Source organism: Psychrobacter sp. SCQQ22 (assembly GCF_015864605.1).
In the GTDB taxonomy this organism is placed as follows: Bacteria; Pseudomonadota; Gammaproteobacteria; order Pseudomonadales; family Moraxellaceae; genus Psychrobacter; species Psychrobacter fozii.
Window position 1 is genome coordinate 31,488 of sequence record NZ_JADYWZ010000011.1, and the last position, 18,561, is coordinate 50,048.

Below are 18,561 nucleotides of genomic sequence, written 5' to 3' on the forward strand. Positions count from 1 at the left end.
GTTTTTGCTACAATTAGCGCAATTTAGCCTTTTGGCATGCTTATCATCAAGTATGTCGGTGTCGTCAAGACCAAAGGCAAACTCCATTTGTATTTTACCGATAACTTTAATTATAATTTAATGATAACAAGGTGATCTCATGTCTGACAAAAACCCGCGTTACTCTCGTATTTTGCTAAAACTCTCTGGCGAAGCTTTAGCTGGTGGCAAAGACATGGGTATTGATACCGAAGTGCTTGATAAAATGAGCTTATCTATTGCCCATTTGCGTGGCCTTGGCGTCCAAGTTGGTATCGTGGTCGGTGGTGGTAACTTATATCGCGGTGCCCAATTACAAAAAGAAGGGTTGGTTGGCCGCGTTACAGGCGATCAGATGGGCATGCTAGCGACGGTTATGAATGGTTTGGCGATGCGTGATGCCCTTGAGCGCCGCAATATTAAAACGCGCTTGATGTCAGCACTTCCTATTGGTGAAGTAACCGAAAGCTATAGCAGCCGTAACGCCATTCGTTATCTGAAAAACGGTGATGTTTGCATTTTTGTAGCGGGTACAGGCAATCCATTCTTCACTACTGATACCGCTGCTTGCTTGCGTGGTATCGAAATCGAAGCGGGCTTGATTTTAAAAGCGACCAAAGTTGACGGTGTGTATGACAAAGACCCAAGCTTACATGCTGATGCAGTCAAGTACGATGGTTTAACGTTTGACGAAGTGCTAGAGCAAAAGCTTGGCGTCATGGATTTAACCGCTATTGCCTTGTGCCGTGAGCACAACGTACCGCTACAAGTTTTCGATATGACCAAGCCTAATGCATTGTTAAATGTCATTATGGGTGAAAATGAAGGCACACGTGTTTACCACTAATCTGCTTTGATATGCCCAGCACTAATATCACAACGTAAATAATTAAAGTTACGTCCGTCGCTGATAATCAATACTAATGATTAATAGTGACTGACATAACTTACAACAATGAATGATTTATCGATAGCGATAAATAAGGACACATAATGATTAAAGAGATTAAGCAAGACGGCGAAGCACGCATGCAAAAAACGTTGGAAGCGCTTCAGAGTACTTTCAGTAAAGTTCGTACAGGCCGTGCCCACCCAGGTATGTTGTCAGGTGTGATGGTCAGCTACTACGGTTCTGACACCGCCCTCAACCAAGTAGCAAGTGTCAACGTTGAAGACTCACGTACGCTGCTTGTTCAACCGTTCGACCGTACTATGGTACAGGCAATTGATAAAGCTATCCGTGAAGCTGATTTGGGTCTTAACCCAATGACTGCTGATGTGATTCGTGTACCGATGCCAGCATTGACAGAAGAAACACGCCGCGATATGCAAAAACTTGCGCGTGGAGAAGCTGAGAACAGCCGAGTTTCTATCCGTAATATTCGCCGTGATATGATGAATGATATTAAAGATTTAGCAAAAGAAAAAGAAATATCAGAAGATGACGAGCGCCGCGCCAGTGATGATATCCAAAAAATCACTGACAAATATATCGAAATCATCGATAAAAGTTTGACCAAAAAAGAAAGCGATTTGATGGACGTCTAAGAACTAATTTTATTGTTGTTTATGACAATAGTTAGTTAAGTCATTGCTCAAATATTAAGCAGTCAATGTGCCAACGCTATTGGCTGCTTATTATTGCGTGAGTGCTAAGCGACTGATGACTGAATTATGATAAGTTTATGAATTGTCTGTCTGACGCTTTTTAATCACCCTCGCACACGTTATTATTATCTTACCTCAACAATAAGCAAGTTCGCCTATGTCCACTTCAGCCGTTTTGGCTCCCACTATTCTTCCTCGTCATATCGCTATCATTATGGATGGCAACAATCGGTATGGCAAAGCCAATGATTTGGGAAAAGGCCAAGGGCATGTCGCTGGCAAAGACGCACTAGATCCTATCGTTGAGTATTGTGTGGATGCTGGTATCGAGGTGTTGACGGTATTTGCGTTTTCTAGTGAAAACTGGCAACGTCCAGCTAGTGAAGTGGCGCTGCTGATGCAACTGTTGGCCTCGACCATTCATGAGCAAATACCACGCATGTATGAGTACCGTATTCGCTTGCGTTTCATCGGCGATCGCAGTCAACTAAGTGCTGACTTACAAGCATTGATGGCAGATGCTGAAGCAAAAACGGCAGATTTTGACGCTATGACACTGGTTATCGCTATCAGTTATGGTGGACAATGGGATATTGCGAATGCTGCAAAACAGTTGGCGCAGCAAGTAGAGTCAGGACAGTTACGTGCTGATGATATCAATAAAGAAATGCTCGGTGAGTATGTTCAGTTAGCAGACGAACCAGCCGTAGACATGTTAGTACGTACGGGTGGTGAATACCGAATATCCAACTTCTTATTGTGGCAATCAGCCTACGCTGAGTTGTTCTTCACCCAAACGTTATGGCCGAATTTTGCAGCAGATGAGTTAGCGACGATGGTAACAGAGTTTGCTCAACGTCAACGCCGCTTTGGCAAAACCAGTGAGCAGATAGTGATAGAGCAAGATAAGCCTTAAAACCGTTGTCATTTTAATCATTGACTTAGCATTTTGCAAAGCCGTTATCGTATGAGTAGTTAATATTGATTGTTTATGAAATAATAAACCGCTTCAATGGGTGTTCATTGCTATTAGTGGGCTATTGTAGATTAGCTGCTATAATGCACTTTTTGACCATGCATTATTCATTATTATAAGGCTCAATAAGTATGTGGCAACGAATTAAGACGGCAATTGTTCTCGTTATTATCGTTGGTATTGCAATGTTTGCGAGCCAAACCCCTGTTTTATTTGCACCGCTTTTAGCCGTTGGCGTGATTATTGCGGCTCATGAATGGACGAAGCTGATGCCTAAGTGGCGTCAGCCTGCTGTATTTGTGTTGCTAGTCTTGGTGCTAACTTTAGTCTCTCTTATATTCAAAGTGACTTGGCTGTTTTGGTGGGTGGCGTCACTCGCTATATGGTTGATGGCGCTATCTTGGGTCAGGGTATTCCCAACGCATACCAATTGGTATGGAAAGAAACTGGCCTTGATGGGTGCTGTTATATTGACGGCATCGATTACAGCTATGTTTTATTTGTGGCAACTGTCGGCATGGTGGTTGCTCTATGTATTCTTATTGGTCTGGTGTGCAGACAGCGGCGCTTATTTTGTAGGTCGCAAGCTTGGTCGCCGCAAGATGGCACCGAATGTCTCACCCAACAAGAGCATGGAAGGACTGGCTGGCGGATTGGTCACAGGCTTGCTAGTCGTCATTGGGATTAGTGTCTTTAAACTACAATTGACTGGTGTGCCATTAATCGCATTTGTGGCATTATCAGCGATAACGATTTTAGCATCAGTACTTGGTGACCTATTTGAGTCGATGCTCAAACGCCGTGCTGATGTCAAAGACTCAGGAACGATTCTTCCAGGTCATGGCGGCATATTGGATCGTATCGATTCGCTATTGTCTGCCACACCGATATTTGCACTTGGTTTTTGGGCGATACAACAGTTTGGCTTGATCGTCGTATAAGGCATCAACGTCAGAGCGTTCAAAAATCAAAGTGCTTAAAAATCAGAGCGTTTATTTATTTTATTTCTCACAGTATCCTTCATAGGCATCAATGGTTATGACGCAACGCATCGCCGTACTAGGCGCAACAGGTTCGATTGGCGATAGTACGTTAGCAATCTTAGCAGCACAACCACAGTACACGGTCTATGCTTTGTCCGGCTATCACCGTTTAGACAAGTTATTCGCCCTCTGCAAACAGTTTTTACCGAAACGTGTCAGCGTACCGACAGCAGCCGTTGATGATTTTGCTCAGCGTCTCAGTGCGGCAGGTCTTGATATCGATGTCGTGGGTGGTGAACAGGGGCTGATAGACATCGCCGTTGACTCGCAAACTGATACCGTGGTCGCCGCGATTGTGGGTGCTGCGGGCTTGCCTTCTACTTTAGCTGCCGCTCGTGCAGGTAAGCGTATTTTACTTGCTAATAAAGAAGCGCTGGTGATGGCAGGGCAGGTAATGATTAATGCTGTCAAAATGCACAATGCCACTTTGCTACCGCTTGATTCAGAACACAATGCTATTTTTCAATGTTTACCACTCGCTATTCAGCAAGACAATATCCAAATCCACCAGTCAGAACACGGCGTACGTAAGTTATGGTTGACCGCTTCTGGTGGGCCATTTTTGCAGCAGTCATTTGAGCAGATGCAACAGGCAAGCGTCGCTCAGGCAGTCAAACATCCAAACTGGTCAATGGGTCAAAAAATATCCGTCGACTCTGCAACGATGATGAATAAAGGCTTAGAATTGATAGAAGCTTGTCATTTATTTGATTTGACTGAAGATAGGATAAATGTGGTCATTCATCCACAAAGTATCATTCACTCAATGGTAGAATATAGCGACGGTAGCTTCTTGGCACAGCTGGGCAGCCCAGATATGAAAACGCCTATTGCGCATGCACTCAGCTATCCCAATCGAATTGAGAGTGGCTCGCAGCCATTGGACTTATATGCGCTCAGCGGATTAGAGTTTATCAAACCAGATTTGCAAAAGTTTGCTTGTTTACGTTTGGCACGTCAAGCTATGCAAGCGGGTACGCAAGCGACTATTGTACTCAATGCTGCGAACGAAATTGCGGTTGCTGCCTTCTTAGATGGACAAATTCGTCTGACTAATATTGCGGATATCAATGAGCAAGCATTAAATGACATACAAGTACCGCCATTGACCGAAACAGCTGACATAGAAGATATATTAACCATTGATAAGATAGCGCGGCATCTTACTGACAAGCTTGTAGCAAAGTTGGCATAATCGTAATTAGTATAATCGCAGAAAAAAGCTTTTAGTCAAAAGATGATGTCCAGCATGCCCTAGCAAAGATGTTGACAAAAGATGCTAAGAAATCATACTGAGAAAAGATCATGACGTTTTTATTAACGCTCCTTGCAGCAATATTTGTCTTAGGTCCGCTCATTGCTTTGCATGAATGGGGTCACTATATCGTGGCACGTATGTGCGGCGTTAAAGTGCTGACTTACTCTATTGGTTTCGGCCCTAAGCTGTTTGGTTGGACCAGTAAGAAAAGTGGTATTGACTATCGCATCTCGGCATTGCCACTGGGTGGTTATGTCAAAATGCTCGACGAGCGTGAAGGTGAAGTGGCCAAAGATGAGCAACATTTGGCGTTTAATCATCAGCATCCGCTAAAGAAGATTGCGATTGCCGCTGCTGGCCCTATCATGAATTTTATTATTGCTATCGCGCTGTTTTGGGTACTGTTTATGACCCCATCAGAGCAGCTAGCGACTAAAATTGGCAGCATCTTGCCTGATACGCCTGCTGCTATGGCACAGCTACCTGTTGGTGGTAAAATTGTTGCGATTGATGGTCATGACGTGCAAACGTGGGAAGGTATTAATTATCGTCTGGCTGGGCGTATGGGCGAGACAGATGATGTGAGTATCACGGTGCAATCAGCTGTCCAAACTGATAACTCGGCCAAAACGTATCAAGCGCCCGTGCAGCAATTTATGCAAGGCGCCGCACAAGGCAAAGATGCATTGACTAGCTTTGGCATGCTGCCGTGGCAACCAGATATTGCCCCGATAGTGGGTGATCTGAGTGCTGATGGTGCTGCCAGTCGGCAGGGGCTAAAAGTCGGTGATCGCATTACGGCTATCAATGATACAGAAATAAAAGACTGGATCAGTGCTACCCGTATCATTCGCGATAGCCCTGAAACGCTGCTTAATTTTACGGTCCTACGTGATGGAAAATCTGTGCAATTACAGATTATGCCACAAGGTAAAAAAGATAACTTAGGTAACGATTATGGCCAAATTGGTGCTATGGTGGTACAGTCTGAGATTGTGGTCCCTGATGCGTATAAAACCACAGTTGTCTATGGTCCTGGCGAGTCGTTAGTAAAGTCATTTGAGAAGACGGAACAGCTAGCAGTAATGACGGTTAGCTCAATGGGGAAAATGCTGTCGGGCATGATTGGGTTGGATAATTTGTCAGGTCCTATCACGATTGCCAAAGTTGCCAAACAGAGTTTTGATATCAGTTGGCAGATGGTATTGTCCACTGCGGCTTTGATTAGTTTGAGTCTGGCGGTATTGAATCTTTTACCCATTCCTGTATTGGATGGTGGTCATATCGTCTATCACTTCATTGAGCTGATTCGCGGTAAGCCACTGTCAGAAGGCGTACAAATGGTTGGTTTAAATATCGGTTTACTCTTGCTGGCAGGTTTCATGGTGTTAGCAATTGGTAATGATATCAGTCGGCTATTTTGATTAAATGACAGCTAATATGAATGATAAGGCATTATGTACTAATGGCTTTACGCCTATCATAGACCGATTGTTGCTATGATAGATGATAGTGCTTCATCTCATGGTCTCTGTACTAATCGTAATTTTTAGTTTATTTTGTGATGCATTTTATATAAAGTGTTCTGAGTCTCCCTCATGTGAGTTGAAAATTTCATATGCAATGGGCTAGACAATATGTGCTTTTTAACTTAACTTAAGCAAGTTTTTTATTGACGGATAGTGTTTATGCGTACGCCTTTATTTATGAGCGCGGCAGGGTTGCCGTTAGTTGTAGCGATGATGAGTATGCCAGTACATGCTGCAGAGTTTGTAGTCACTGACATCGGTTTTAATGGTCTACAACGCCTAACCCCCGATAGCCTCTATCCGGTTCTGCCTATTTCGGTAGGAGACACGGTGAGTGACAGTAGCTTGGCAGCGAGTATTAAGGCGCTATATGCGACTGAAAATTTTGCTGACATTCAAAGCCGTGTCGAAGGTGGTCAGCTACGATTTGATGTCGTTGAGCGTCCAACCATTGCTGAGGTGACTTTTGAAGGCAATAAGCTTATTCCAAAAGAAGGGCTTGAGCAGGGACTGAAGAATGCTGGCCTAACTGCAGGTGATGTGCTTAAACAAGCCACACTACAGGGCGTCGCTAACGAGTTACAGCAGCAATACATCAGCCAAGGTTACTACAATAGTAATATTGAAGTGGATCAAACGGTACTTGACGGCAATCGTGTCAAGTTAGAGGTGCGCTTCGTTGAAGGTGATCCTGCTAAAGTTGTTGATATCAATGTTATTGGTAATAAACACTTCAGCGATGAAGAAATCAAAGACGTATTTGCGGTAAAAGAATCGTCTTGGAAAAATCTGATCTCTAAATCTGACCGCTATGCTCAAGAGAAGCTGGCTGCTAGTTTAGAAAACCTAAAAGCGCTCTATCAAAATGATGGTTATGTGCGTTTTGCCGTAGACAATGCCGTGCTTAATATCAGTGAAGATAAAAACAGCATCTTTATTGAAGTGAGTCTTAATGAAGGTGAACAGTATCAGTTTGGCGACGTTAATTTCTTAGGTAAGCCAACGTTTGATAACGATGAGCTAAAAGAGCTGGTTACTTTTGCCCCTAACGAAAAATACTCGCAAGCCAAGTTAGATGCGACTACCGCAGCACTTAAGAGTCGTTATGGTAATGAAGGTTACTATCTAGCGCAGGTCAGACCTGTGCCACGTATCAATGATGATACCAAAATGGTTGAGATTGATTACTTCATCGATCCTGCACGTCCTATTTATGTTCGTCGCATTAACTTTACGGGCAACATTAAAACCCAAGATGAAGTGCTTCGCCGTGAAATGCGTCAGTTAGAAGGCACACTGTCTTCTAATGACAAGATTCAGCTGTCACGCACACGTTTGATGCGTACTGGTTTCTTTAAAAGTGTGACTGTCGATGTCAAGCCAGTACCTAATCAGCCAGACCAAGTTGATGTGAATTATGTGGTTGAAGAGCAGCCTTCTGGTAGCTCGACTATTGCCGCAGGTTATTCACAAAGTGGTGGTGTGACATTCCAGTTAGATTTGACTCAGAATAACTTTATGGGTACTGGTAACCGTGTAAAAGCTGCGTTGTCACGCTCAGAAACCGTTGACTCTTATAGCTTAGGGTATACCGATCCATACTTTACAGAAAATGGTGTTTCTCAAGGTCTGAGTGCTTATTATCGTAAGACCAAATATGATGATGATAACGTCAGTAACTATGTAACTGATTCCCTTGGTGCTACGCTTAATTACAGCTATCCAATTGACGAAACCAAGCGAGTCAGTGCTGGTTTGAACGTTGATAATACGACCGTACGTGGCGGTAAATACCTTGGTATTTCCAATGTTCAAGAGCTGTTGGAAGATGGTGGCACGGCAACATATTATGATGATACAGATTTAAGCGATGCCAGCTTTAAAAATGACTATACGACTTATAATTTACTATTTGGTTGGGATTACAGCACGCTAGATCGCCCTGTGTTTCCAACGAAAGGTATGAGCCACGCAATTGATGCAACGATTGGGGTTGGTGATTCTAGCTACCAGAAATTAACCTATAGCGGTAATGTTTATTATCCTATATATAAAGATGTTATCGCCCGCGGCTATACCAAACTTGGCTATGGTAATGATTTGCCATTCTATGAAAACTTCTATGCTGGTGGTTATGGTTCGGTCCGTGGTTATGAGTCTTCTACGCTTGGCCCTAGATCAGAAAACTATTATTATGCTGAGAATGGCATAGAAAGTGAGGGTGAAGAGGTCGGTGGTAATGCCTTGGCAACTTTCGGTGCCGAGCTGATTTTACCAATGCCATTTAAAGGCGATTGGGCAGATCAAGTACGTCCAGTATTGTTTGCTGAAGGTGGACAAGTCTTTGATACCACTGGTAAAGAAGATGAAACCTTCGAGGATACAGGTGTGTCTTTAATCACTCAAGACAATAGCTTACGCTATAGTGCGGGTGCGGGTATCACTTGGTATACCCCTATTGGACCTATCTCACTCAGTTACGCGATGCCTATCGGTGATAAAGAAGGCGATGAGACTGAAAAAGTTCAGTTCCAGATTGGTAGTACGTTCTAACGCCATATCCGTTAGACAGTAATAGATTGCCAAGATGATTTTTCAGGTTGGCAATTGCCTTATTCATAACAATATTAATAATCACTATGATAACGATAGAGCAAATTATCACTCGGATTGAGCAGCGTCAACCGGTTACCAACAAGACTGAAATCAACGCTGAACAATTACGTCAAGAGCTCGATGGTGTGGGTAGTCTGACCACTGCTAATCATCAGCAGTTGAGCTTTTTGGCGAGTGCTCGCTATGCTTCTAGTCTTGCTAGTAGTCAGGCAGGAGTAGTACTGGTCACTGCAGAGTATGGTGAGCAAGTACCGCCATCAGCGGTAGCGCTAGTGGTCGCAAGTCCATATTTGGCTTATGCGAGTGCCAGTCAGCTATTCAGTCGAGAACTACGGTCTAACGAGATTCATCCTAGCGCAGTGATTGCTGACAGTGCCATTATTGATGATAATGTCAGCGTCGGTCCTTTTTGTGTGATTGGTGATCATGTGCACATTGGTGAGCGTAGTTCACTGGCTGCTCATGTGGTCGTTGAGGCAAATACTACAGTAGGCACTGATTGTATTATAAAATCACACGTGATTATTGGACATGATTGCATCATTGGTAATCATGTCAGATTGCATGCAGGTGTAAGCGTGGGCTCAGAAGGGTTTGGTTTTGCACCAACCACTGATCCTAGCGCCACAGGCTGGGAGCGTATCGCTCAATTAGGGCGTGTAATGATCGGTGACTATGTGCGAATTGGTAGCCAGACCTGTATTGATCGCGGTGCCATTGATGATACGGTTATCGGTAATCATGTGATTATTGATAATCTAGTGCAAGTTGCTCATAACGTGCATATCGGTGACGGTAGTGCGATTGCTGCCCAAACGGCTATCGCTGGTAGTACTCGAATAGGTAAGCGCTGCATCATTGGTGGTGCTGTTGGCATTACCGGTCATATTGAGATAACAGATGATGTGACCTTGTCTGGAATGACGATGGTAACCAAATCCATTAAAACTGCTGGTTCATATTCCTCTGGAACGGCTGCAATGCCGACGGCTAACTGGCGACGTGCTGCGGTACGTTTTCGTCAGCTTGGCCATGATTAGCGCCACTACACACAAATCATAAAGATTCAACACATAGCAAGGAAGCGCCATTATGAGCAGCCAAGACATAAATATTTTAAATGATGACAATATTAAAAGTTTAGATGAGCAAGGTCTTAAGTTACCATTAACTTATCATACGCTTAAGCATTATTTGCCACACCGTTATCCTTTTCTCTTGGTAGACAAGATTATTGATTGTACCCCTGGAGAATGCATTACTGGCGTGAAGAACGTGACGATTAATGAAGAGTTCTTCAATGGTCATTTTCCTGATGAGCCGATTATGCCAGGGGTATTAATGGTAGAGTGCATGGCTCAAGTTTCAGGCGTTCTTGGATTTATTAGTGCGGGGCTCACGGCAGAAGATGGTTATCTATATCTGTTTGCAGGCGTAGACAAGGTTCGCTTTAAGCGCCGTGTTATCCCTGGTGATCAGCTAACTATTCGTGCCAAAACAGTCATGCAAAAGCGTGGTATTTATAAGTTCGACTGTACCGTACATGTCGACGATGAGCTGGCTGCTAGCGCTCAAATAATGATTGCTCGTCAAGAGCAATAGCACTGATTGATAATGATAGCGTCCATAGTAAGTTATAGCATCTAAATGGCTATGTTGAGATGGACAATCAGAATAACCATTGAATATTTTATATAATAGCAGAGCCAGTTTTAGCTTTTTAAACACCGCTAAATTGGCTGTATTTTTACCATTTACTCGCATCAGATGATACAAAGGCCCACATTATGAGTCAGATCCATTCAACAGCACTCATCTCACCGTCCGCTCAGATTGATGAGACTGCCACCATTGGTCCATATTGTATCGTTGGTGATGAGGTATCCATTGGTGCACATACTGTTTTGCACCGACATGTAGTCGTCACCAAATTAACTCGTATCGGTCAGCACAATCAGATTTATCAGTTTGCTAGCATTGGTGAAGACCCACAAGATTTGAAGTATGCAGGTGAACGCACGTGGCTTGAAATTGGTGATCATAATACCATTCGTGAGGCCTGTAGCTTACACCGTGGTACAGCACAAGATGGTGAGCTGACCAAAATTGGTAGCCACAATCTGCTGATGGTCAATACGCATGTGGCTCATGATTGTGTGATTGGCGATCATAATGTGTTGGCGAATAATGTCGGTGTGGCAGGCCATGTCACAATTGGTGACCATACGATTATCGGTGGTAACTCAGGTATTCATCAATTTTGTACGGTGGACGACTATAGTTTAATCGGTGGGGCGAGCTTAATTCTAAAAGACGTGGCCGCATTTACGATGGTATCTGGTAATCCGGCAAAAGCACATGGTCTGAACATCGAAGGTATGCGCCGTAAAGGTTGGTCAAAAGAGACCATTAATTTTTTACGCGAAGCCTATCGTACAATTTTCAGATCGGGTTTGACGACCGTAAAAGCGCTAGAAGTTTTGAATAATGAGCTGTTGCCACAAGAGCCAAAAATTCAACTACTCATTGACTCATTACAGAAAAGCCGTCGCGGCGTGGTACGTTAAAAGTAGGATAAAAATACGCTAAGAGTTAGTAATAGTATAAATCTTCTAATCGACCAAACGCTTGTTAACTTTAAATAAAACATAAAAAACCATAACTAATAGTTATGGTTTTTTATGTTTATGAGTACTTGACTTTTTTGGTCGCTTAGCAGAAACTGAGCGTTTACGGTATTGTAATCAATTCTTTCTTAATGTTACTGGGCGTTTCGCATCGATGCGCTTACTAAATAGCCTACTATTATAAATGGCGTTTATGATAATCAAGGAAGATTATCAGTGACATTAATTGAAGCACGAGGATGGAAAAATGGCTATCAATAAACAAGAACATGCACAGTGGAGCTCAAGTTTTGGCTTCGTGTTGGCAGCAGTAGGTTCGGCAGTTGGTTTGGGAAATATATGGAAATTTCCATACATGGTAGGTGAAAGTGGTGGTTCAGCTTTCGTTATCGCTTATTTATTTTGTATTGCGTTAGTCGGTTTTCCAATTTTGGTTGCTGAATGGCTGATTGGTCGCCGCGGACAAAAGAACCCAGTTAATACCTTTGTTGATGTTGCCACAAGTGAAGGCAAGTCACGCAGTTGGGGAATTATTGGTGCTTCAGGTATTTTGGGTGGCTTCTTAATTCTATCGTTCTATAGTGTCATTGGTGGTTGGGCACTCAACTATGTGACTAAAATAGCGACAGGTCAGTTCGTTGGACAAGATAGCGATGCTGTTGGTGCCACATTTGATGCGATGTTAGCCTCTGCTGGTACATTAACGATATGGCATACAGTATTTATGTTCTTTACCGCTGTTATCGTTGGTATTGGTGTGACGAGCGGTATCGAAAGAACGGCTAAGATTTTAATGCCATTATTAGGTTTGATTCTATTCGTTATCGTTGGTTACAACGTCATGAATGGTGGCTTTGGTGAGGCAGTGGCTTATCTGTTTACTCCTGATCTAAGCAAGCTGACCGAAGATGTTATGATTGCCGCATTGGGCCATGCTTTCTTCACACTATCAATTGGTATGGGTATCATGGTTGCTTATGGCTCATATTTGGGTCGTGAAGTGAACTTGCTTAAGACGGCGCGTACGGTTGTTATTTTAGATACTGTGATTGCTTTGGCTGCTGGTCTAGCTATTTTCCCAATTATCTTTAGTAATGGTCTAGATCCTGCTTCAGGTCCTGGTTTGATTTTTGTCAGCTTACCAATTGCTTTCGGTAGCATGGGCGCTGGTACGATTATTGGTACATTGTTCTTCTTACTTATTACCTTCGCTGCTGTTACTTCAGCAATCTCATTGCTTGAGCCAACGGTTGAGTTTTTAGAAGAGCGTACTTCCATGAGCCGTACTGTAGCGACTATCGTTTCGAGTACTATCATTTGGTTGTTAGGTATTGCGGCATTACTATCGTTCAATCTATGGTCTGACGTTACTATTTTGGACAACAATATTTTCGATGCTTTGGATAAACTGACTAGTAAATTCATTCTACCTTTAACGGGCCTTGCAGCGATTATATTCCTGGCTTGGAGGATGGATCAGCGTAGTATTCAACAAGAGCTTGGATTGTCTAATGGTGCGTTTCAGGTTTGGCAAATCGTTGCTAAATTCGTTGCTCCAATTGCAGTCGTGGTCGTATTTGTTAATGCGTTAATCTAATAAATTTAAAGCAAGGCATTTGATTGCTCTGCTTTAAAAGTAATAGATAAAAAAAGGGCTTAAGATAATTCTTAAGCCCTTTTGTATGTTTATCGATGAATAATTGCGATGATTAGCGCAAGTTCAGCTCAGGTACAGTTTGACCACGCTTAGTATAGAACTCGATGACAAACTCATCAAACTTGTCTTGTTCAATAGCATCTCTAATACCCTGCATCAAACGTTGGTAATAGCGTAAGTTATGAATGGTGGCTAGCTGAGCGCCCAGCATCTCTTTGCATTTATTCAAGTGATAGAGATAAGCTCGGCTGAAGTTCTGACAAGTATAGCAATCGCATTCAGGGTCTAATGAACCTTCATCGTTGCGATACTGGCTATTACGGATACGTACCACACCAGCGTTGTCTGTGTCGCCTGTGACAAAGTAATGACCATTACGCGCGTTACGAGTTGGCATCACACAATCAAACATATCGACACCGCGACGTACACCTTCAACCAAATCCTCAGGCTTACCAACGCCCATTAGATAGCGTGGCTTATCTGCTGGCATATCATCAGGAAGGTAGTCTAAGACATCCATCATCTCATCTTTTGGCTCACCAACCGACAGACCACCGATGGCATAACCATCAAAGCCAATATTTAGCAGACCTTCAAGTGATTGCTGACGCAAATCAGGATACATACTGCCTTGTACGATACCAAATAAGGCATTGGTACTGCCCAGTCTGTTGTGCTCATCCACACAGCGTTGTCCCCAACGTAGCGATAGCTCTAAAGACTTTTTGGCTTCGTCATGAGTGGCAGGATAGGGTGTACACTCATCGAACTGCATGACGATGTCTGAATTCAAACTGTACTGAATCTGCATCGACTTTTCTGGAGATAGAAAAACTTTAGCACCGTCGATAGGAGATTTAAAATCTACACCTTCTTCGGTGATTTTACGCATGGCACCTAAACTGAATACTTGGAAACCACCTGAATCAGTCAGGATAGGCTTGTCCCAATGCATGAACTTATGCAAGCCACCAAACTTATCAATCACCTCGGTACCTGGACGTAGCCATAGATGAAAGGTATTGCCCAAAATGATATCCGCACCGATGGCCTCGATATCACGTGGTAGCATACCCTTAACCGTACCGTAAGTACCGACAGGCATAAAGGCGGGCGTTTGCACGTCGCCATGATTGAGATGAACTGTACCACGGCGTGCACGCGTGTTACCGCTGGCCGTTTTATGTAAGACAAATTGCATATGATTATCACTATTTACGCTATGAAAATGGCGATAATTATAGCATTGTTAGCGGTTTTTTTGGACATATAGTCAGAGAATCACTGAACTGCTACGGTGTTACTCTACCTAAATGTACTACTTGTACCATCTTAAGTCGACGGCCTTTCACCCATTTTAGCGTTCTTTGACTATAGATATTGAGTGTCATCGGTATACGCTCGATATGCACTTTGGTCAATATCGCTTTGTTATAACCAAAAAACACAGATAGCACCCCAAAAGACACAGACAGCAAGTGGCGTCATTGATAAAGTACCAGTCATACAGGTGAGGCAGTCAGAGTCATCAGGCTTATTTTAAGAAACAGATTTGTTTTAAGAAACTAGGAAAATAATATGAAAAAGACAGGTTATTTATTATTAATGGGCGGATTGTTATTGATATCAAAAGGGGCGATGGCCGCTGAGACAGAAGAGCCAGAGTACACGTTATTGACGCAAACAGGCGACTTTGAGCTGCGTCGTTATGACGAGCAGCTCGTGGCGCAAACGTGGGTGAGTGGCGATCAAGACGCCGCCAGTCGAGAAGGGTTCAAAGTGTTAGCGGATTATATTTTTGGTAATAATACAGCACCAACGGGCGGCAGTAGTAAAATTAGCATGACAGCGCCTGTGACCATGCAGCCTAATAATAAAAAAAGTGAGACCGACTCACAGAAAATCGCGATGACAGCACCAGTGAGCATGCAGCAGGAGGATGGAAAGTGGCGCGTGCAGTTCACTATGCCAAGTCAATACACTATGCAAACGTTACCAAAGCCTAATAATCCAAATGTTGAGATTATTGAAGTGCCTGCACAGACTTATGGTGTGATTAAGTTCTCTTGGCTCGCAGGAGAAGACAAAGTAGCGGAAAAAACCAAAGCGCTGCAAACATGGATGCAAGACCAGAATCTGACCCCTACAGGCGAGCCTGAATTGGCACGTTATAACCCACCTTGGACGTTACCATTTTTGCGCCGCAATGAGGTAATGATCGCCTACGAGTCAAAATAGTAGCCGCAGCTAAAGGATATCATTTTTAATGAGTATGTTATTTATCTGCTTTAACGATTCATAGATTTATAAAAACTGGCCCCATAAAAAAAGACAGCAATCGCTGTCTTTTTTGTATTCAAGGTTTTAGATAGTTAGTCTAGTTTTTTTGTTCGCGGATGATATTAAGCATACGGCGTAATGGTTCAGCTGCGCCCCATAGCAGTTGGTCGCCAACCGTAAATGCACCTAGATACTCAGGACCCATATTGAGCTTACGCAAACGACCTAACGCAACAGTCAAAGTACCAGTGACAGCCACTGGCGTTAAACGATTCATTGTGGCTTCTTTGTCGTCTTCAACCAAGTCCAACCATTCGTTGCCGCTATTTTTAAGTGCTGCTTCGATTTCTTCTAACGGAATATCTTTTTTGAGCTTAATGGTTAAGCCTTGTGCATGACAGCGCATCGCACCAACGCGAACACACATACCATCGATGGCAATTTTATCAGCTTCAGAATTACCAAGGATTTTGTTGGTTTCAACACCACCTTTCCATTCTTCTTTTGATTGTTTGTTCTCTAGTTGAACATCAATATAGGGGATTAAGCTACCTGCTAGTGGCACACCAAAGTACTGAGTAGGAAAGTCTGCTGAACGCTGAGTCTGAGCGATTTTTTTGTCGATCTCAAGAATCGCGCTAGCAGGATCAGCTAATTCGTCTTGGACAGCATCATGCAATACGCCCATACCACTGATGAGCTCGCGCATGTTATTAGCACCAGAGCCACTAGCGGCTTGGTAAGTCATGGCGCTGACCCATTCAACCCAGCCCTTATTAAACAACTCACCGATAGCCATCAGCATCAATGACACTGTACAGTTACCACCGATAAAGTCTTTTTTACCATTGGCTAAGGCGCTATCGATGACAGAGCGATTGACCGGATCAAGAATGATGATGCTGTCATCTTTCATTCGCAACGTGCTCGCTGCATCAACCCAATAACCATTCCAACCGCCATCACGTAATGGTTGATGTACCTTTGACGTGTAATCACCACCTTGGCAAGTAATAACGACATCACAAGCAGCAAGTGAGTCAATATCATGAGCATCTTTTAATTGGCTAGTTTCAATACCCTCAAAGCTTGGCGCATCTCCGCCTGCATTGCTGGTGGAAAAGAACACAGGTGTGATGCCATTGAAGTCATTTTCTTCTTGCATACGTTGTATCAATACTGACCCAACCATACCGCGCCAGCCTACCAAGCCTACTGTTAAATTACTCATGAAATCCAATCCTATTTACAATTATTTGTTGCATCACCAACCGATAACAATGCCGTGAATAGCACTAAAAAGCAAGGCGTTTTAGCGGTTTTCTATATACTATTAACTATGTTCGTTATAACTTTAAGTTATTAGCGTAATAGTGACACTCACTATGCCTTAGACAACTCATCGTACATTAATAATATCTAGCAATCATGACTATCGAAAAGACATATACAATGATTGTTATTATGAGCTTGTAAATATTGTAATGTTTTATGATAGTTGTCGCATCATGATTGCTCATTAGTAGTCTATAATATTGTGAAATGCTAAGGTAAGAAGCGAACCTTAATGCACACCAAGCCATGCAATATTTCTTCATCGAATAAGTCATGAGCAGGGCCATTTCTTCAGTCATCATCTTAATAGACGGTTAATACACATTATGGATCTCTCACTACTATATTACAGCTTACAGGGGCTAGCAGGATTCATTGCCTTTGTGACGATTTGGGGTTGGATACCACTTGATAATTGGTGGGTGCGCGGTGTTGAGTTTCCACGCATTCAAATCATGGTGTTAGGTGCTATTGCTTGGGTTGGCATGCTGCTGTTTTGGTCAGAATGGGCGTTAGGTCAGTGGCTGCTATTCTCAGTCTTAAGTATCACTTTAGCGTTTCAGCTGAGAATGATACTGCCTTATACCAGGCTGTGGAAAAAAGAAGTCGAGAAAGCAAAAGACAAACCAGAGGGGCAGGATAATCACCTAAAAATAATGGTTTCAAACGTTTTGACGCCTAACGATAATACGCAAAAACTGGTTGATTTGGTCAAGCAAAAAGAACCTGATATTTTAATTACGCTAGAAAGTGATAAAAAATGGGAAAATGCCTTACAGCAGATTGAATCTGACTATCCTTATACCGTAAAAGTTCCATTGGATAATCTGTATGGTATGCATCTCTATTCTAAGCTTGAGTTGATTGATCCTGAAGTCAAATACTTGATGATTGATGATATTCCTTCTATTCATGCGCAGCTGCGCCTGCAAAGTGGTCGCGTCATTTGGTTGTATTGCTTGCATCCTATGCCGCCCAGTCCAACCGAAGCAGACAAATCTACCACTCGAGATGCCGAGCTGCTCATGGTCGGAAAGCATATAAAAGAAAACGACCAAACGGCGATATTGGCAGGTGATCTCAATGATGTGGCATGGTCAAAGACGACTCGACGTTTTCAGCGTATATCTGGGTTACTAGACCCGCGTATTGGCCGACATTTTATCAATACTTTCCACGTCAATTATCCATTTCTGCGTTGGGCTTTGGATCATATTTTCCATAGTGCTTGCTTTACCGTTGTAGATATAAAGCGTATGCCCTCTATTGGCTCTGACCACTTTCCTGTTATGACGACGCTACAATATGAGCCAGAAAAGACCAGCCAACAAGCACAAAATGCGCCTACTAAGGACGCAGAAGATATTAAAGAGACGGATCATAAAATAGAAGAAGGTAAAAAAGAAGGTAAAAAGGTATCAAAAGAACACGCAGAAGAGTAAATGATTTTTGGCTAATAGGCACTAACGTTATAAGTTATTGTACTGTTTGGCTTTCTTTTAAAGCGTAAGCATATGCTTACGTCAAATAAGGTCTTTAGCCTCTAGTTGTATCAAACTGATTGCCCTACAATACGACCATCAACACAAGGATATGCAAGGATGCAGTGTT

At 42.9% G+C, this 18,561-nt stretch carries 16 protein-coding genes; 13 read left to right on the forward strand and 3 right to left on the reverse strand.

Going from position 1 to position 18,561, the window contains the following annotated elements; genetic code table 11:
* The first annotated feature begins 139 nt into the window (after positions 1-139).
* The 11 genes from pyrH to I6E84_RS13010 all read left to right on the forward strand — a co-directional run bounded on the left by pyrH (position 140) and on the right by I6E84_RS13010 (position 13,272).
* Complete coding sequence (pyrH, locus tag I6E84_RS12960) at positions 140-865, forward strand: UMP kinase (protein WP_110922359.1); 726 nt, start codon at positions 140-142, stop codon at positions 863-865.
* 146 nt (positions 866-1,011) lie between these two features.
* On the forward strand, positions 1,012-1,566 hold the full coding sequence (gene frr / locus I6E84_RS12965; protein WP_110922360.1) for a ribosome recycling factor: 555 nt from the start codon (positions 1,012-1,014) through the stop codon (positions 1,564-1,566).
* A 217-nt stretch (positions 1,567-1,783) separates the two neighbouring features.
* Positions 1,784-2,542: a polyprenyl diphosphate synthase gene (uppS, locus tag I6E84_RS12970; RefSeq protein WP_110922361.1), complete on the forward strand. Its 759-nt coding sequence runs from the start codon at positions 1,784-1,786 to the stop codon at positions 2,540-2,542.
* Between the two features lie 191 nt (positions 2,543-2,733).
* Complete coding sequence (locus I6E84_RS12975; protein WP_110922362.1) at positions 2,734-3,543, forward strand: phosphatidate cytidylyltransferase; 810 nt, start codon at positions 2,734-2,736, stop codon at positions 3,541-3,543.
* A gap of 91 nt (positions 3,544-3,634) precedes the next feature.
* Positions 3,635-4,840, forward strand: a complete 1,206-nt coding sequence (ispC, locus tag I6E84_RS12980; RefSeq protein WP_197218406.1) for a 1-deoxy-D-xylulose-5-phosphate reductoisomerase — start codon at positions 3,635-3,637, stop codon at positions 4,838-4,840.
* Between the two features lie 110 nt (positions 4,841-4,950).
* Complete coding sequence (rseP, locus tag I6E84_RS12985; RefSeq protein WP_197218408.1) at positions 4,951-6,327, forward strand: RIP metalloprotease RseP; 1,377 nt, start codon at positions 4,951-4,953, stop codon at positions 6,325-6,327.
* 264 nt (positions 6,328-6,591) lie between these two features.
* The gene (gene bamA / locus I6E84_RS12990) at positions 6,592-8,985 is read left to right on the forward strand and encodes an outer membrane protein assembly factor BamA (protein ID WP_110922365.1); all 2,394 of its coding nucleotides are present in this window, start codon (positions 6,592-6,594) and stop codon (positions 8,983-8,985) included.
* Between the two features lie 86 nt (positions 8,986-9,071).
* Positions 9,072-10,088, forward strand: coding sequence for a UDP-3-O-(3-hydroxymyristoyl)glucosamine N-acyltransferase (lpxD, locus tag I6E84_RS12995; RefSeq protein ID WP_197218409.1), 1,017 nt, complete (start codon positions 9,072-9,074; stop codon positions 10,086-10,088).
* A gap of 52 nt (positions 10,089-10,140) precedes the next feature.
* Positions 10,141-10,650: a 3-hydroxyacyl-ACP dehydratase FabZ gene (gene fabZ, locus I6E84_RS13000; RefSeq protein WP_110922367.1), complete on the forward strand. Its 510-nt coding sequence runs from the start codon at positions 10,141-10,143 to the stop codon at positions 10,648-10,650.
* A gap of 185 nt (positions 10,651-10,835) precedes the next feature.
* Entirely contained in the window at positions 10,836-11,615 is a 780-nt protein-coding gene (gene lpxA / locus I6E84_RS13005) for an acyl-ACP--UDP-N-acetylglucosamine O-acyltransferase (protein WP_197100760.1), read from the forward strand.
* Between the two features lie 307 nt (positions 11,616-11,922).
* Positions 11,923-13,272, forward strand: a complete 1,350-nt coding sequence (locus tag I6E84_RS13010) for a sodium-dependent transporter (protein WP_197218410.1) — start codon at positions 11,923-11,925, stop codon at positions 13,270-13,272.
* 112 nt (positions 13,273-13,384) lie between these two features.
* On the opposite strand, the gene tgt is transcribed toward I6E84_RS13010, so the two are convergent.
* The gene (gene tgt, locus I6E84_RS13015; RefSeq protein ID WP_110922370.1) at positions 13,385-14,536 is read right to left on the reverse strand and encodes a tRNA guanosine(34) transglycosylase Tgt; all 1,152 of its coding nucleotides are present in this window, start codon (positions 14,534-14,536) and stop codon (positions 13,385-13,387) included.
* Positions 14,537-14,627: 91 nt separating this feature from the next.
* Entirely contained in the window at positions 14,628-14,813 is a 186-nt protein-coding gene (locus I6E84_RS13020) for a hypothetical protein (protein ID WP_110922371.1), read from the reverse strand.
* Positions 14,814-14,913: 100 nt separating this feature from the next.
* Here I6E84_RS13020 and I6E84_RS13025 point away from each other — a divergent pair, with 100 nt between their 5' ends.
* Positions 14,914-15,573 (forward strand): SOUL family heme-binding protein, encoded by a 660-nt coding sequence (locus I6E84_RS13025; protein WP_110922372.1) that lies wholly within the window; start codon positions 14,914-14,916, stop codon positions 15,571-15,573.
* A gap of 139 nt (positions 15,574-15,712) precedes the next feature.
* Here the strand turns inward: I6E84_RS13025 and asd are convergent, their stop codons facing one another.
* Entirely contained in the window at positions 15,713-16,846 is a 1,134-nt protein-coding gene (asd, locus tag I6E84_RS13030; protein WP_197218411.1) for an aspartate-semialdehyde dehydrogenase, read from the reverse strand.
* Positions 16,847-17,276: 430 nt separating this feature from the next.
* Here asd and I6E84_RS13035 point away from each other — a divergent pair, with 430 nt between their 5' ends.
* Complete coding sequence (locus I6E84_RS13035) at positions 17,277-18,392, forward strand: endonuclease/exonuclease/phosphatase family protein (RefSeq protein ID WP_197218412.1); 1,116 nt, start codon at positions 17,277-17,279, stop codon at positions 18,390-18,392.
* Positions 18,393-18,561 lie beyond the last annotated feature (169 nt).

What these genes read in the sequence shown, in the direction of transcription:
- ispC (WP_197218406.1), top strand. Translation starts at nt 3,635, where the DNA reads ATGGTTATGACGCAACGCATCGCCGTACTAGGCGCAACAGGTTCGATT.
- I6E84_RS13010 (WP_197218410.1), top strand. Translation starts at nt 11,923, where the DNA reads ATGGCTATCAATAAACAAGAACATGCACAGTGGAGCTCAAGTTTTGGC.
- asd (WP_197218411.1), bottom strand. Translation starts at nt 16,846, where the DNA reads ATGAGTAATTTAACAGTAGGCTTGGTAGGCTGGCGCGGTATGGTTGGG.
- pyrH (WP_110922359.1), top strand. Translation starts at nt 140, where the DNA reads ATGTCTGACAAAAACCCGCGTTACTCTCGTATTTTGCTAAAACTCTCT.
- rseP (WP_197218408.1), top strand. Translation starts at nt 4,951, where the DNA reads ATGACGTTTTTATTAACGCTCCTTGCAGCAATATTTGTCTTAGGTCCG.
- lpxD (WP_197218409.1), top strand. Translation starts at nt 9,072, where the DNA reads ATGATAACGATAGAGCAAATTATCACTCGGATTGAGCAGCGTCAACCG.
- I6E84_RS13025 (WP_110922372.1), top strand. Translation starts at nt 14,914, where the DNA reads ATGAAAAAGACAGGTTATTTATTATTAATGGGCGGATTGTTATTGATA.
- tgt (WP_110922370.1), bottom strand. Translation starts at nt 14,536, where the DNA reads ATGCAATTTGTCTTACATAAAACGGCCAGCGGTAACACGCGTGCACGC.
- bamA (WP_110922365.1), top strand. Translation starts at nt 6,592, where the DNA reads ATGCGTACGCCTTTATTTATGAGCGCGGCAGGGTTGCCGTTAGTTGTA.
- lpxA (WP_197100760.1), top strand. Translation starts at nt 10,836, where the DNA reads ATGAGTCAGATCCATTCAACAGCACTCATCTCACCGTCCGCTCAGATT.
- I6E84_RS13035 (WP_197218412.1), top strand. Translation starts at nt 17,277, where the DNA reads ATGGATCTCTCACTACTATATTACAGCTTACAGGGGCTAGCAGGATTC.
- fabZ (WP_110922367.1), top strand. Translation starts at nt 10,141, where the DNA reads ATGAGCAGCCAAGACATAAATATTTTAAATGATGACAATATTAAAAGT.
- frr (WP_110922360.1), top strand. Translation starts at nt 1,012, where the DNA reads ATGATTAAAGAGATTAAGCAAGACGGCGAAGCACGCATGCAAAAAACG.
- I6E84_RS12975 (WP_110922362.1), top strand. Translation starts at nt 2,734, where the DNA reads ATGTGGCAACGAATTAAGACGGCAATTGTTCTCGTTATTATCGTTGGT.
- uppS (WP_110922361.1), top strand. Translation starts at nt 1,784, where the DNA reads ATGTCCACTTCAGCCGTTTTGGCTCCCACTATTCTTCCTCGTCATATC.